At 68.9% G+C, this 14,278-nt stretch carries 12 protein-coding genes; 8 read left to right on the top strand and 4 right to left on the bottom strand.

Annotated features, from left to right (window positions below):
- Positions 1 to 302 precede the first annotated feature (302 nt).
- The 4 genes from ACH4TV_RS29210 to ACH4TV_RS29225 all read left to right on the top strand — a co-directional run bounded on the left by ACH4TV_RS29210 (position 303) and on the right by ACH4TV_RS29225 (position 5,314).
- A complete protein-coding gene (locus ACH4TV_RS29210; protein WP_398403209.1) occupies positions 303 to 3,632 on the top strand; it encodes a nitrate- and nitrite sensing domain-containing protein in 3,330 nt (1,109 codons plus the stop codon).
- Positions 3,633 to 3,642: 10 nt separating this feature from the next.
- On the top strand, positions 3,643 to 4,056 hold the full coding sequence (locus tag ACH4TV_RS29215) for a roadblock/LC7 domain-containing protein (RefSeq protein WP_330287552.1): 414 nt from the start codon (positions 3,643 to 3,645) through the stop codon (positions 4,054 to 4,056).
- Positions 4,057 to 4,152: 96 nt separating this feature from the next.
- A complete protein-coding gene (locus ACH4TV_RS29220) occupies positions 4,153 to 4,752 on the top strand; it encodes a DUF742 domain-containing protein (RefSeq protein ID WP_398403211.1) in 600 nt (199 codons plus the stop codon).
- Positions 4,733 to 5,314, top strand: a complete 582-nt coding sequence (locus tag ACH4TV_RS29225; RefSeq protein ID WP_006375305.1) for an ATP/GTP-binding protein — start codon at positions 4,733 to 4,735, stop codon at positions 5,312 to 5,314. The genes ACH4TV_RS29220 and ACH4TV_RS29225 overlap by 20 nt, the downstream gene beginning before the upstream one ends.
- A gap of 151 nt (positions 5,315 to 5,465) precedes the next feature.
- Here ACH4TV_RS29225 and ACH4TV_RS29230 read toward each other — a convergent pair whose 3' ends face one another.
- On the bottom strand, positions 5,466 to 5,657 hold the full coding sequence (locus ACH4TV_RS29230) for an acyl-CoA carboxylase epsilon subunit (protein WP_398403213.1): 192 nt from the start codon (positions 5,655 to 5,657) through the stop codon (positions 5,466 to 5,468).
- Between the two features lie 71 nt (positions 5,658 to 5,728).
- Entirely contained in the window at positions 5,729 to 7,261 is a 1,533-nt protein-coding gene (locus ACH4TV_RS29235; protein ID WP_398403560.1) for an acyl-CoA carboxylase subunit beta, read from the bottom strand.
- Positions 7,262 to 7,648: 387 nt separating this feature from the next.
- Here ACH4TV_RS29235 and ACH4TV_RS29240 point away from each other — a divergent pair, with 387 nt between their 5' ends.
- Positions 7,649 to 8,260, top strand: a complete 612-nt coding sequence (locus ACH4TV_RS29240; protein ID WP_398403215.1) for a YceI family protein — start codon at positions 7,649 to 7,651, stop codon at positions 8,258 to 8,260.
- 69 nt (positions 8,261 to 8,329) lie between these two features.
- Here the strand turns inward: ACH4TV_RS29240 and ACH4TV_RS29245 are convergent, their stop codons facing one another.
- Positions 8,330 to 8,944, bottom strand: a complete 615-nt coding sequence (locus tag ACH4TV_RS29245; RefSeq protein ID WP_398403217.1) for a YdeI family protein — start codon at positions 8,942 to 8,944, stop codon at positions 8,330 to 8,332.
- 350 nt (positions 8,945 to 9,294) lie between these two features.
- On the opposite strand from ACH4TV_RS29245, the gene ACH4TV_RS29250 reads away from it, so the two are divergent.
- From ACH4TV_RS29250 to ACH4TV_RS29260, 3 genes are all read left to right on the top strand, one after another.
- Positions 9,295 to 10,500 carry a Cmx/CmrA family chloramphenicol efflux MFS transporter gene (locus ACH4TV_RS29250; RefSeq protein WP_398403219.1) on the top strand — a complete coding sequence of 402 codons (1,206 nt, stop codon included), beginning with the start codon at positions 9,295 to 9,297 and terminating at the stop codon, positions 10,498 to 10,500.
- A 112-nt stretch (positions 10,501 to 10,612) separates the two neighbouring features.
- On the top strand, positions 10,613 to 11,218 hold the full coding sequence (locus ACH4TV_RS29255; RefSeq protein ID WP_398403562.1) for an RNA polymerase sigma factor: 606 nt from the start codon (positions 10,613 to 10,615) through the stop codon (positions 11,216 to 11,218).
- On the top strand, positions 11,215 to 12,279 hold the full coding sequence (locus ACH4TV_RS29260) for a CU044_5270 family protein (protein WP_398403221.1): 1,065 nt from the start codon (positions 11,215 to 11,217) through the stop codon (positions 12,277 to 12,279). Before ACH4TV_RS29255 ends, ACH4TV_RS29260 begins: the two co-directional genes overlap by 4 nt.
- A gap of 386 nt (positions 12,280 to 12,665) precedes the next feature.
- Here the strand turns inward: ACH4TV_RS29260 and ACH4TV_RS29265 are convergent, their stop codons facing one another.
- Entirely contained in the window at positions 12,666 to 14,150 is a 1,485-nt protein-coding gene (locus ACH4TV_RS29265) for an ATP-binding protein (protein WP_398403223.1), read from the bottom strand.
- Positions 14,151 to 14,278: the final 128 nt, after the last annotated feature.

Consider the following 14,278-nt stretch of genomic DNA (forward strand, 5'->3'; position numbering starts at 1 on the left):
TGTTCATAACGTTTCGACAGAGATATCTGGTGGTACGGCCACGCGTCGCGGTCGCCCGGTCTCACTGCGCTCACATCGGCCCCGCCTTTTGGCGGGGCTCGTTCTTTATGACCGTTTTATCTGGGGCTTACATCACAACGGATCTTCCCTTTCCAACGTTTGGAAGAGCGAAGGCTGACGTGCTGGAATGCCTGAACTGCCTAATAGTCAAAGACGTACACACATACAGGGTCTTTGACGTAGCAGGCTCTGAGACACTGCGGCACAACGTTGGTGCCTTCCGCCGAGAGGTTGTTGGTCGAGTGAGGCGAAGCAAGAACGGTCCCGAGCCGTCGGCCCGGGGCAACTTCACCCCGCCGTCGCGCGGAGCGACGCCCGCCCCCCTGCCCGGCTCCGAGCCGATGGCGCCACCCGCTCCAAGTGGTGGCCGTTTCTCCCCGCGCAACTGGCGCGTGCCGACCAGGCTGAACGCGATCCTGCTCATACCCGTGGTGGTCGGCCTGATCATGGGCGGCTTCCAGGTGAAGAGCTCGATCGACACCTGGCAGGAGGCCGAGGACGCGGAGCAGACCGCGCGCCTCGTGCAGGCCTCCCTGGTCTACGGCGACGCCCTCTTCCAGGAGCGCGATGTCACCGCGGCGCCCCTGCTCGAGGGCAAGGGCGAGGACGACGAGACGGTCGTCAAGGCCCGCGCGGCCACCGACAAGGCCGCCGACGCCTTCGACATCGCCGCCCAGAACATCCCGGACAAGCCGAGCGTCGAGCGCCGCCTGAAGCTGTTCCGCGAGGTCGAGCCCCAGTTGGCGTCGATCCGGGCGGCCGCTTACACCCCCAGGCTGACCGGTGTGCAGTCCGAGGAGAGCTACACCGCTGTCACGCACTCCCTGATGGAGTTCTCCAACGAGCTGGGCCTGGGCACGGGCAACATCACCGCCTACGGCCGGACGGTCTACGCGATCTCGCTCACCAAGTCCGCCGTGTCGCTGCAGCGTGCCATCGGCATGCACCTGCTGACCAAGCCCGGCCCCGGCGGGAGCGCCTTCGCCAGCCAGCGCATCGGCATCGCCTCGTACGCGTACCTGGAGCGGATCGCCATCGCGGAGTACGTCGCGGGCGGTACCGCGGAGGACGCCAAGAAGCTCGAGGACGCGACGGTCCAGGTCACGGCCGAGGGCAAGGCGATGGCCGAGCAGGCCGCGGAGGCCGCCGCCGCCAAGGGCGAGACGTATGTCGCGCCGCCGGCCAACCCCACCGACATGATCTCGGCCCTCGCCGGGCTTGCCACGACCAAGGAGAGTGACCGGGCCGACCTCGCGGCGAAGGGCATCACGCGCCAGAACTGGTGGGCGGTCACCACCCTCAAGTACAACGCGTACCTCAAGCTGGAGAGCGACCTCTCCAAGAGCGCGGTGACCGAGGCCGCCAGCATCTCCGACGACGCCAAGCGTGACGCGTTCATCGTGGGTGCGGCCGTCGTGGTCGCCCTGCTCCTCGCCTTCATCCTGGCCGGCGCGGTGGCCCGCCAGATGAGCCGCTCGATGCGCCAGCTGCGCAACGCCGCCTTCGGGATCGCCGAGCAGCGCCTGCCGATGCTGGTCGACCAGCTCTCGCGCACCGACCCCGGCCGCGTCGACACCCGGGTCGCCGCCATCCCGATCAACACCACGGACGAGATCGGCGAGGTCGCCCGCGCCTTCGACCAGGTCCACCGCGAGGCGGTCCGGCTGGCCGCCGAGCAGGCCATGCTGCGGGGCAACATCAACGCGATCTTCACCAACCTGTCGCGCCGCAACCAGTCCCTGATCGAGGGCCAGCTGACCCTGATCACCGACCTGGAGAACAACGAGGCAGACCCGGACCAGCTGGAGAACCTCTTCCGCCTGGACCACCTCGCGACCCGTATGCGCCGCAACGGCGAGAACCTCCTGGTCCTCGCCGGCGAGGAGCCGGGCCGCCGCTGGGACCAGCCGGTCCCGCTGGTCGACGTCCTGCGCGCCGCCTCCTCCGAGGTGGAGCAGTACGAGCGCGTCGAGCTGTCGGGCGTACCGGAGGCCGAGATCCACGGCCGCGCGGTCACCGACCTCGTGCACCTGCTGGCCGAGCTGCTGGAGAACGCGACGACGTTCTCGTCCCCGCAGACCAAGGTCCGGGTGACGGCGACCCGTCTTCCCGACGGCCGCATCATGGTCGAGATCCACGACAAGGGCATCGGCCTCACCGCCGAGGACTTCGCGGACATCAACCACAAGCTGGCCAACCCACCGACCGTGGACGCCGCGATCTCCCAGCGCATGGGCCTGTTCGTGGTCGGCCGGCTGTCCGACCGGCACGGCGTCCGCGTCCAGCTCCGCCCCTCGGGCGAGCAGGCCGGTACGACCTCGCTGGTCATGCTCCCGGACGCCATCACCCACGGTGGCGGTGGCGAGCAGCAGATGCAGCGCGACGAGTTCACCGTCTCGCAGATCATCCCGGAGCAGCAGCAGGCTCCGCAGCAGCAGTACATCGGCGAGAACTTCCAGGGCGCACAGCAGCAGCCGATGCGTACGGCGGCCGAGCTCGGCTTCGACGACAGCCGCTACACCGAGGTCCCGGACGACATACGCGAGCTGGACCCGGTGGGCCGCTCGCTGATGCGTGAGGAGCGCCGCGCGCAGCTGGAGGCCCAGACACACGACGGTCCGGGCGGCCCGGAGGCCATCGAGGCCCCCGCGTACGGCGACGACTTCACCGCCGCGCCGAACGGCCAGAGCCCGACCCCGTCCCCGGAGCAGTCCTTCACGGGCTACGACCAGCAGACGGCGTACGAGGAGCCGTACTACAACGGAAGCAACGGCTTCCCGCAGACGGACGACTTCCCGTCGACCGGCAGCGAGTACCCGTCGACGAACGGCTACCCGTCCTCGAACGGCAACGCCGGCTACCCGGAGCCCACGTACACGGAGCCCGTCCAGGACGAGCCCGCCCCGGCCCACGCCTCCGCCCCGGAGTCCTTCTCGGCCTTCGAGGAGCGGCGTTACCAGGATGACTGGCCGCAGCCGGACGGTTACCAGAACGGGCAGCGCTCCGAGTACGCTCCGGAAACGGAGTCCCCGCAGGCCGCTGACGTGAGTGAGCGGAACCACGTAGGCTTCGAGCGTCCGGGACCGGCCCCCTCCGCTCCGCACGCGCTGACCGACGCCGGGCTTCCCCGTCGCGGATCTCCCGCGAACGGCACGAGCAACGGCACCAGCGGGCAGCACGTGGTCCAGGAGACACCGGCCCCGGCCCCCGTGGAGCAGAACGGGAACACCAACGGGAACGGGACCGGCAACGGAACCGGCCCCGACGACTGGCGCTCGACCAACGACGACCGCTGGCAGCAGGCCTCACAGCTCCGCAAGCCCAAGGCGGGCGGGGTAACCTCCTCCGGCCTGCCGCGCCGGGTGCCGAAGGCCAACCTGATCGAGGGTGCCGCGGAAGCGACTCCCCAGGGAGGCCCGTCGGTCTCCCGCGCCCCCGAGGACATCCGGGGCAGGTTGAGCAACCTGCGCCAGGGCGTCCAGCGGGGACGCACCGCAGGTAGTGACACGAACGGCCAGGCCACCAGGAATCACCACGGTGGGCCTGACAGCACCTACAACCAGGAGCGTTAGTGTGAGCCCGATGAGCCAGGCGGCGCAGAACCTTAACTGGTTGATCACCAACTTCGTGGACAACACCCCCGGGGTGTCGCACACGGTGGTGGTCTCCGCCGACGGACTCCTTCTGGCGATGTCGGACGGCTTTCCGCGAGACCGTGCGGACCAGCTCGCCGCTGTCGCCTCCGGTCTGACCTCCCTCACCGCGGGTGCCTCGCGCATCTTCGAGGGCGGCAGCGTGAACCAGACGGTTGTGGAGATGGAGCGGGGATTCCTGTTCCTCATGTCCGTTTCCGACGGTTCCTCGCTCGCGGTGCTTGCACATCCGGAAGCCGACATCGGTCTCATTGGGTACGAGATGGCGCTTCTGGTCGACCGTGCCGGTACGGTCCTGACACCCGATCTGCGTGCGGAGCTCCAAGGGAGCCTTCTCAACTAACAGTCAGACGGTGCGTTTTGGCGTCCCGGGACGATAGGTTTCGGACGCGGCGCCACAGTGATGCGGCGCCAGGCACAGTCGGAGGAGGAGAAGAAAGTGGCAACACCCCCAGGCGGTTCGTCCTCGGGCAACTGGTCGTACGGCCCTGGCCAGGGTCAAGGCCAGGGCTCGGGTCAGGGTGACCAGAACCGGTTCAACTTCCCCTCCGCACCGAGCCACCGTCGGCAGCAGCCGTACGCGCCCCAGCACCCCCAGGGTCCCGGGCCGTCGCCGTACGACCAGCCGTCGGCACCGCGTATCCAGCCTGTGCAGCCCCATCGGCGCTCTCCGGAGCCGTCGCCCGCAGGCGGGGCGACCAACCCCCTGGTGCGCCCGTACGCCATGACCGGCGGCCGGACGCGCCCGCGTTACCAGCTCGCCATCGAGGCGCTGGTGCACACCACTGCGCAGCCGCACCAGATGCAGGGCCAGTTGCCCGAGCATCAGCGCATCTGCAACCTCTGCCGAGAGATCAAGTCGGTGGCCGAAATCTCGGCGTTGCTGACCATTCCCCTCGGCGTGGCCAGGATCCTCGTCGCCGACTTGGCGGAGGCAGGCCTGGTCGCCATTCATCAGCCCGGCGGCGACGAGAGCGCCGGCGGGCAGCCAGCCGTGACTTTGCTCGAAAGGGTGCTCAGTGGACTTCGCAAGCTCTAGCGGAGGGCCTTCCCGCTCCACCACGTCCGCGAAGATCGTGGTGGCGGGCGGCTTCGGCGTGGGCAAGACCACGTTCGTCGGGGCCGTCTCGGAGATCAATCCGCTGCGTACCGAGGCCGTCATGACGTCCGCGTCCGCGGGTATCGACGACCTCACACACACCGGGGACAAGACGACCACGACGGTCGCCATGGACTTCGGCCGCATCACCCTGGACCAGGACCTGATCCTGTACCTCTTCGGTACGCCGGGTCAGGACCGTTTCTGGTTCATGTGGGACGACCTGGTCCGTGGCGCGATCGGCGCGATCGTTCTTGTGGACACGCGGCGTCTCGCCGACTGCTTCCCGGCGGTCGACTACTTCGAGAACAGCGGCCTTCCGTTCGTCATCGCCCTCAACGGCTTCGACGGCAGCCAGCCGTACAACCCGGACGAGGTGCGGGAAGCTCTGCAGATCGGGCCGGACACTCCGATCATCACGACCGATGCCCGTCACCGTGCGGACGCGAAGAGCGCGCTCATCACGCTCGTGGAGCACGCGTTGATGGCTCGGCTTCGGTAGGTGCTTGTGCGGCCACTGGGCTGCCGCAGACGGTTGTACGCCGTCTGCGGCAGCCCAGTGGCTTGTCGCGCAGTTCCCCGCGCCCCTAAAAGCTAAAAGCGTGAAGGGCCCCCTCTCAAAGAGAGGGGGCCCTTCACGCGTCTTACAAGCCTCAGTGCCAGCTGTGCGGGGCGCGGAAGCCGCCCTCGCGCTCCAGACGGCGCCAGCCGGCCCGGGGGCGCCCTCGGTGGGCCGGGGCTGCCGTCGGTGCCGCTGCCGCGCGGGCCAGGAGGATCGCCGTGATGGCGGCGACTTCCTCGGGCTCGGCATGGCCCTTCTCGACGCGAATGTCAGAGGTGCTCATAGGTCACAGTCTCCGTGAGAGAGGTTTCCGCGGGTCGACCGCGAAGATTCCGCCGGGTTACCGCGCGGGGATTACTGCGGGGGGTTGCCGTGCTTCCGTGAAGGCAGGTCGGCGTGCTTGGTGTGCAGCATCGCGAGTGACCTGATGAGCACCGAACGCGTCTCCGCCGGGTCGATGACGTCGTCGACCAGGCCGCGCTCGGCGGCGTAATAGGGGTGCATCAGCTCGGACTTGTACTCCTTGACCATCCGAGCCCTCATCGCCTCGGAGTCCTCGGCATCCGCGATCTGGCGGCGGAAGATGACGTTGGCGGCACCTTCGGCGCCCATCACGGCGATCTCGTTCGTCGGCCAGGCATAGGTGAGGTCGGCGCCGATGGACTGGCTGTCCATGACGATGTACGCGCCCCCGTACGCCTTGCGCAGGATCAGCGAAATACGCGGCACGGTCGCGTTGCAGTAGGCGTAGAGCAGCTTCGCGCCGTGCCGGATGATTCCGCCGTGCTCCTGGTCGACACCCGGAAGGAACCCGGGGACATCCAGCAGCGTGACGATCGGGATGTTAAAAGCGTCACACATCTGGACAAAACGTGCAGCTTTTTCCGACGCCTCGATGTCCAGGACCCCGGCGAGACTCTGCGGCTGGTTGGCGACGATGCCCACCACCTGACCGTCGAGGCGGCCGAGCGCACAGATGATGTTGCGGGCCCAACGCTCGTGCACCTCAAGGTAGTCGCCGTCGTCGACGAGCTCCTCGATCACCTTGGCCATGTCGTACGGACGGTTGCCGTCGGCGGGAACGAGGTCGAGCAGAACGTCGCTCCGCCGGTCGGCGGGGTCCTCGGACTCCACGCGCGGCGGGTTCTCGCGGTTGTTCTGCGGGAGCATCGCGAGGAGGTAGCGGACCTCCGCGATGCAGGTCTCCTCGTCGTCGTACGCGAAGTGCGCCACGCCGCTCGTCTCGGCGTGCACGTCGGCGCCGCCGAGGCCGTTCTGGGTGATCTCCTCGCCGGTGACCGCCTTGACGACGTCCGGTCCGGTGATGAACATCTGCGAGGTCTCGCGGACCATGAAGACGAAGTCGGTGAGGGCGGGCGAGTAGGCCGCGCCGCCGGCGCACGGGCCGAGCATCACGCTGATCTGCGGGATGACCCCGGAGGCCTTGGTGTTGCGCTGGAAGATGCCGCCGTACCCGGCGAGGGCGCTGACACCCTCCTGGATACGAGCACCCGCACCGTCGTTGAGCGACACGAGCGGGGCGCCGGCCGCGATGGCCATGTCCATGATCTTGTGGATCTTCGTGGCATGGGCCTCGCCCAGCGCGCCGCCGAAGATCCGGAAGTCATGGGCGTACACGAAGACCGTACGGCCCTCCACCGTGCCCCAGCCGGTGATCACACCGTCGGTGTACGGCCGCTTGGCCTCCAGTCCGAACCCGACCGCCCGGTGCCGGCGCAGCTGCTCGACCTCGTTGAAGGAGTCCGGGTCGAGGAGCAGCTCGATGCGCTCCCGGGCGGTCAGCTTGCCCTTGGCGTGCTGCGCCTCGGTGGCCTTCTCGCTCGGTCCCGCGAGGGCCCGCGCACGGATCTCGTGCAGCTCGGCCACACGCCCGCGCGCGCCCGTCGGTTCCCCTGCCGGTTCGCCTACGGACTCACTCTGCGCCTCATCCAAAACGGTCATGTAGCGACCTTACGAAGAGGAGCGAGAAAACCGGGCCGTCGACTCCGTACAGTCTCCGGCGCGTTTTCCTGGTGCCCCTGAACAGAACAACGCCGGCATGCAGCCGACCCGACTGCTCAGAGGGCATGCGCCTTGTAGAGGTCACACAAAGCCGTCGCGAGGTGGGGCCCACCACAACGGGCGGACATACGGCACCTGGAGTAACGTCATGAACACTCTACGGATACAGTTGAACTTTGAACGGAATAGGTCTACGGTTCATCCCGTTGGACTGATTCAAGATTCAACAACCCGTCCCCCAAGGAGCACGTCATGGGTATCTTCGGCCGCAAGAACACCGCTGACAGCGACACAGCCACGGCCACGGCGCCGGTGAGCCCCGACCTGGCCGCGCTGACCGGCGACTACACGATCGACGCGGCCCACACGACGATCGGCTTCGTCGCCCGGCACGCCATGGTGACGAACGTCAAGGGCAGCTTCCAGGACATCGAGGGCACCCTGCACCTCGACGGCACGGACCCGGCCGGCTCGACGGCGTCCCTCGACATCACGATGGACAGCATCGAGACCGGCTCCGCCGACCGCGACGGCCACCTCAAGGGCTCGGACTTCTTCAACACGGACGAGTTCCCGACGATGACGTTCCGCTCCACCAAGGCGGAGTCCCTGGGCGGCGACAACTACCGCATCACCGGCGACCTGTCGATCCTCGGGACCACCAAGCCGATCTCCATCGACCTGGAGTTCAACGGCGCGGCGAAGGACCCGTTCGGCAACGAGCGCGTCGGCTTCGAGGGCAAGGCGGAGATCCTGCGCTCGGAGTGGGGCCTGACGTGGAACGCGGCGCTGGAGACGGGTGGGGTGCTCGTGTCCGACAAGATCAAGCTGAACTTCGACATCTCGGCGATCAGGAACGCGTGACACGACGCGTGCGGCGTCGGGTGCTGCTTTCGGTGGCGGACCTGCCGGTTCCCCAACTCCCGCTCAGGTTCAGGAACTTGGTGCCCCCTCCCCCAGCGCGGCGACGGCTGCCGCGAGGCGCGCGGCCCGGGTGTCCGGCGTACGGGCCTTGAGCAGCGGCAGTACGACCTGGTACTGGTCCGTCCTGCCGAGCGCCTCGAAGGCGGCCCGGGCGCGCGGGTTCCGCTCCAGCGCGGCGACCAGGTCGTCCGGGACGGAGGCATTGCGCTGTGACTCGTACGCCGCCTCCCACCGCCCGTCCGCCTTGGCGGCCTCGACCTCCGCGACGCCGCCGGGCCGCATCAGCCCCGCCGCCACCAGCTCCGGCACCCTCCGCACGTTGACCATCGACCACTGGCTGCCCGGCCGGCGCGGGGTGATCTTCTGGAGGAAGTGGGAGGCGTCGAGGCTCTTGCGGTGACCGGTGATCCATCCATGGCAGAGGGCCACGTCATTGACCTCGGCGGCGGTGACGGAGGGCAGACCCGAGCCCTTCTTGGCGACCTTCACCCAGAGGGCGACGGCGGGCGGCGCCGGATGGGCGGTCAGCCAGGCGTCGAGCGCGGAGGCGTCGACGAAAGGCTTGACCGGCACGCCGGCGAGAACGTCGGCCTGGTCCGTTGCGTTGCCCGGGGTGGGGGTCATGAGAACACGGTAGAAGAGAACTAGGTCAGATTCCGTCCTAGTAGCCACTGCCGCCGGCTCCTGCTGACGCCGGAGCTGACGCCGCCGCTGGAAACCGGTTGATGGCCGGTCGGACCATGCGTAGTGTGCCCCGGGTGATGAGCCCGGAGTCAGACAGAACGGAGCCGCCGGTCACTCGGCGGCGGATCGTCATCTGACCAGTTGCCGCTCTTGCGGTCGATTTCGCGTCGATCTCGCTTCCAGTGACCTGACATGCGTGCCCGTTCCGCGTGCCCGGTCCCGTTTCGGTGCTGTCGATGCCCTGCGCGCGGATCTCTCCGTCTGCCTGTCCCAGCGCTGGAGTCGATCCCTTGCCTCTGTTCGTCCACGTCCTCAGCCTTGCCGTTTTCGCGCAGGGAACCTCCGAGTTCATGTTGGCCGGTCTCATACCCGGCATCGCCCGTGACCTGTCCGTGTCGGTGGGCGCCGCCGCGAGTCTGACGGCCGCGTACGCCGTCGGGATGGTCGTCGGGGCGCCGGTGATGGCCGCGCTCAGCGCGCGGTGGTCACGTCGTCGGGCGCTGGCGGGATTCCTGGCCGCGTTCGTCGTCGTGCACGTCGTCGGCGCGCTCACGACGGACTTCGCGGTGCTGTTCGGAACCCGGATCGTCGCCGCGATCGTCAACGCCGGTTTCCTGGCGGTCGCGATGTCCGTCGCGACCGCTCTTGTCGCCCCGGAGCGGCAGGCCCGGGCCACGGCCGTTCTGCTGTCGGGCGTCACCCTGTCGTGCGTCGTCGGCGTGCCCGCGGGGGCGATGCTCGGGGTCTGGTTCGGCTGGCGTTCGGCGTTCTGGGCGGTCGCCGCGCTGTGCCTGCCCGCGCTGGCACTCGTGTTCCGGTCGACGCCCGCCGACACGTCCCGCCCGCACGAGGTCTCGATCAGGCGGGAGGTACGTGTGCTGAAGGCGCGGCCGGTGCGGGCCGCGATGACACTCGCGGCCGTGGTCAACGGGGCGACCTTCGCGACCTTCGCCTATCTCGCCGTCATCGGCACGGACGTTGCCCGGTTGCCCGCCGGGGCGGTCCCCGGACTCCTCGCCGCGTTCGGCGCGGGCGCCTTCATCGGCGTGACGGTAGCGGGGCGCGTGGGCAGCCGCACACGTACGAGCAGCCGTGCGGGTGATGGCCGACTCCGGCGCGTTCTCGCCCCGGGCCTGGGCCTCACGCTGTGGGCGCTGCCTGCCGGGTGGGCGGTGCTGGCTCTGGTCAGCACGCATCCCGCACCGCTGTTCATCGGGGCGGTCGTCCAGGGCGGGCTGTCGTTCGGGATCGGCTCGGCCCTCGTCAACCGTGTCATGCGGGTCGCCCCCAACGCCCCCACGCTGAGCGGGTCCTTCGCCACCGTCGCGCTCAACACCGGGGCTGTACTGGGGCCGTTGCTCGCCGGTGCCGTTACGGGGGCGACGGGCGACTTCCGGGGTGCCGTGTGGGTCAGCGTCGGGCTGGCGGCAACAGGGGGTGCTGTCATGGCCGTTGGGCGCCTTCGCGCTCGGAGCAACTCCTTGCCCCTTCCCTAAGATGCGCCTCTGGACTTCTACGGCGTTGCGCTCGCACCAGTGCGTGACACAGGCCACAGGAACTCCTCCCGTGTCGCGGAGAGAACTGGTCGTGAGGGACTCAGAAAACGATGTGCGGCGCCGCGTGCGCGAGGGGGACCGAGAGGTGTTCGCCCTACTGTACGAGCAGTTCGCCCGCGCCGTCTACAACCACGGGCTGCGATTGACGGGCGACTGGTCGACAGCCGAAGAGGTCATGTCCGAAACGTTCCTGACCGCGTGGCGGACCCGCGAGCGGGTGCACGAGGACGGCGGCTCCCTGCTGCCCTGGCTGCTGGGCATCGCCACCCACAAGGCGGACAACGCCCGCCGGGGCGTCCGCAGACGGCAGTTGTTCCTGGCGCGTCAACCGCAGCCACGCGTGGAGGAGGACTTCGCGCCTCGGACGATCGGGCGCATCGACGACGCACGGTACCTGCGTGCCGTGCAGACCGCGCTGGGACGGCTGCGGCGCCAGGAGCGGGAGGTACTGGCCCTGTGCGTGTGGTCCGGCCTGGACTACCAGCAGACGGCCGAAGCGCTGGGCATCGCCGTCGGGACCGTACGGTCCCGCCTGTCGCGTGCCCGCAAGAAACTCGCTCACCTCGCGGAAGAAGACCGGGAACCGCCCACCGCCCGCGGAGAGATGACAAGTGCGGCCGCGATCGCGGCCCTGCCCGTACGGGAGGAGCTCACATGAACGACGACGACACCACCGGCGCTTCCCCGGAGCGGCTCGGCGACCGCGAGGAGATCGCCCGTCTGCTCCCGGCCCCGGCCGACTGGGACCTTCCGCGCGAGCAGCACCTTCGTCACAGGGACCTTCTCATGCACCACATCGACCACGACCAGGTCACCCCTCCCCGGCCGGCCCGCCGACTTCTGCGGCCCGCGTTTCTGGCGCCGGCGACCGCTCTGGCCCTGGCCTGCGCGGTGACCGCGGGGATCGCGCTGACCGGCGGTGACCCGGCGCCCGCCGGCACCGCGTCGCACCGTGCGGCCACGGACATGCAGCCCGCCGCCGCGCTCCTGTACCGGATCTCCGACGCCACGGAGACACGCGCCGGTCTCACGGTGCGCGACGACCAGTTCGTCTACACCAGGGAGAAGTCCCACGGGGCCGACCTGACCAGCGGGAAGGCTGTCCTGGGCCCGCTGCTGGACCGTGAGGTGTGGGCCGCTCAGGAGCCTGGGCCCCTGCGGAAGCTCGGCCTGGTCCGGGAGGACGGTGAGACGTACCCCATCAACGCCGAGCTCGGTGACACCGAGGGCACAGCCGCCGGTATCAACCGGCCCACCTACCGCTGGCTCAGCTCGCTGCCCACCGACCCCGACAAACTGCTGACCTATCTGTACGCCAAGACCCCGCAGGCCGATTCACGGGAACGTGACCAGGCGGTGTTCGAGCAGATCGGATCCCTGCTCGGCGGGGTGATGCCGCCCCGCACGGCCGCCGCCCTCTACCGGGCCGCGGCGAAGATCCCGGGTGTCACCCCGGCTCCTCAGGCCCGCGACGCGATCGGTCGCAAGGGCCTCGGTATCGCCCGCGACGACACGCGGTACGGCATCCGGACCGAGTGGGTCTTCGACGAGAAGGACTTCGCCTTCCTGGGCTCCCGCAGCTACCTGACCAAGGACGCCCCGTACGGCAAGGCCGGGACCCTGCTGTCCAGCGAGGCCGAGCTGGAGCACGCCGTCGTCGACGAAGCCGGCCGCCGGCCCACCGACGCGGAGCGGACACAGACCAAAAGCCAGAGCTGACCGTCGACCGCCGGGGGCGGTGCGGCGGCGCGTGCCGCGGCACCGCCCCAAGGTCCCCGACCACACCGGCCGGGCACCGTTCACGTGCCTCAACCCGCACTGTCCCGCGGTCACAGGAGCCGAGCAGATACCTGGGCCGACCAGGCCGCCGCACGCCTCCTTCCGCAACCACTCCCCCGACGCAACTCCTGACCACCGACGGGCCCTGGACCTTCCCCTGGTTTCCGACCAGTTGCCGACAGAACTGCTGGAAAGCCGAGGGGAACGGTACGGCCGTCGGTGGCCCGATCCCCCGGGATAACGCGGTGCGAGGCCCCCACCCGCAAGCTAGTGCCCCGACCATGACCTGGCCTTGACGAGCGGCAGTACGGCCTGGTCAGGCGACCTCATTCACCCGTGTACAGCCGTCCCAGGTCGACGAGGACCACCTCTCCCCGTTTCTCCGCAGCCCGCAGATCGCCGGTGAACCCGGCCCCGCTGTAGCAGGCGAGCCGTACGGCGGACGTATCCACCCCACGTTCCGCCAGCAGTCGTTCCGCCTGCCTCAGTCGCTCAAGATGCCCCATTCCCATGGTCTGGTCCCACTTGGCCTCGCCCAGGGACAGCAGTACTCCGTTGTCCTGGCCCACAGCTCCGCGCACGACCACATCGATCTCGTGGCTCGCACGGGCCGTCCGGTCGGGGACCGTTCCGTACGAGACGTCGATCGGCATGCCGCCGAAAGTGTCCGGCGCCGCGAAGTGGGCCACCCACTCACGGCAGATCTGTTCGAAGTGCGGGCCGACTACGGCGGAGAGAAAGCGGGGCCGGGCGGTTTCCCAGACGTGCTCGGCCATCCCTCGGTCCAGCAGAGCGAGCTTCGGCCGGGAGACGGCGTGGTCGAAGGCGATGAGCGGTTCGCCCACCCTGTAGACGCTGCGGTTGCCCCGGAACGCGTCCGTTTCCCGTCGTACGAGTCCGCAGTCCTGGAGAACAGTAAGGGGATGCGTGATGTCGCTGATGGGCCGCTCCAGGCAACCGGCGATCCGGCCTGCCGTGGCGTTTCCGGAGGCGAGTGCGGCGAGGACCGAGTGGTAGAGAGCGCGGTCTCTCAGGTCCGACTCGTCGGCAAGGAGATAACGGGCCTCGCGGTAGAGCGGAGAGCGTGGAGACAGTGCCGTACGGCAGACCCAGGCGTCGAAGTCCGCCAGGTCGGCTGGTACGTCGTCGCGTACGAACTCCCTTCGGTAGGCGGGAGTTCCGCCGACGACGCTATGTACGAGAAGCGCAAGGCGATGGTCGTCGATGCCCCAGAAAGCGGCGGCCTGCCTGAAGTCGAGGGGGTGGACGACGAGTTCGAGCCCGGCCCGGCCACGCAGGGGTGACGTACCGCTGAGCAGCTTTCCCATGAACGAGAGCGAGCTGCCACAAAGAAGGAGCCGAGTACGGGAGTTCAGTCGCTCCGGTCGGCGTGGCCCGTAGGCAACTTGGATGATGGAGGGGAGGGCGGGGGTGGCCCGGGCCAGGTACGGGAACTCGTCGATGACGACGGGGAGGGGGCGTTCCGTGCCGAGTGCGAGCAGGGCGTCGATCGCCTGTTCCCAGCGGTCGAAGCGCATGGGGGCGACGGTGTGGGTGTGCTGGCCCAGCTCCTCACCGAAGCGGCGGAGCGACTCGGCCTCGGTCGCTTCGTACGCGCAGAAGTAGAAGCCGCCGGTGGCGCGGGCGAGCGAGTCGAGGAGGAAGGACTTGCCTTGGCGGCGGCGCCCGGAGACTACGGCCAGGGTGGCTTCCGGGCCGGTGTCGGAAGCGAAGGCCGTCAGTTCACTCCACTCCCAGTCGCGGTCGAACATGTCGGTGGGCTTGGGCAGTTCACGGGTCGGGCGGGGCATGAGAGCCTCCAGCAGGGATCACTTAGGGAAATATGTTTCCCGGAAGTACGTTTCCCTTAACTGCTCGGCGCGGGATCGGTCACGGCAGCCAACGAGAGAGCAACTGGTCCGGCCTCCCCGATCTCCTT

It is taken from the genome of Streptomyces sp. NPDC020898, assembly GCF_044333925.1.
Taxonomy (GTDB): domain Bacteria; phylum Actinomycetota; class Actinomycetes; order Streptomycetales; family Streptomycetaceae; genus Streptomyces.

Excerpts from the sequence above, each read along its gene's own strand:
- ACH4TV_RS29215 (WP_330287552.1), top strand. The coding sequence starts at position 3,643 with ATGAGCCAGGCGGCGCAGAACCTTAACTGGTTGATCACCAACTTCGTG.
- ACH4TV_RS29230 (WP_398403213.1), bottom strand. The coding sequence starts at position 5,657 with ATGAGCACCTCTGACATTCGCGTCGAGAAGGGCCATGCCGAGCCCGAG.
- ACH4TV_RS29240 (WP_398403215.1), top strand. The coding sequence starts at position 7,649 with ATGGGTATCTTCGGCCGCAAGAACACCGCTGACAGCGACACAGCCACG.
- ACH4TV_RS29245 (WP_398403217.1), bottom strand. The coding sequence starts at position 8,944 with ATGACCCCCACCCCGGGCAACGCAACGGACCAGGCCGACGTTCTCGCC.
- ACH4TV_RS29260 (WP_398403221.1), top strand. The coding sequence starts at position 11,215 with ATGAACGACGACGACACCACCGGCGCTTCCCCGGAGCGGCTCGGCGAC.
- ACH4TV_RS29265 (WP_398403223.1), bottom strand. The coding sequence starts at position 14,150 with ATGCCCCGCCCGACCCGTGAACTGCCCAAGCCCACCGACATGTTCGAC.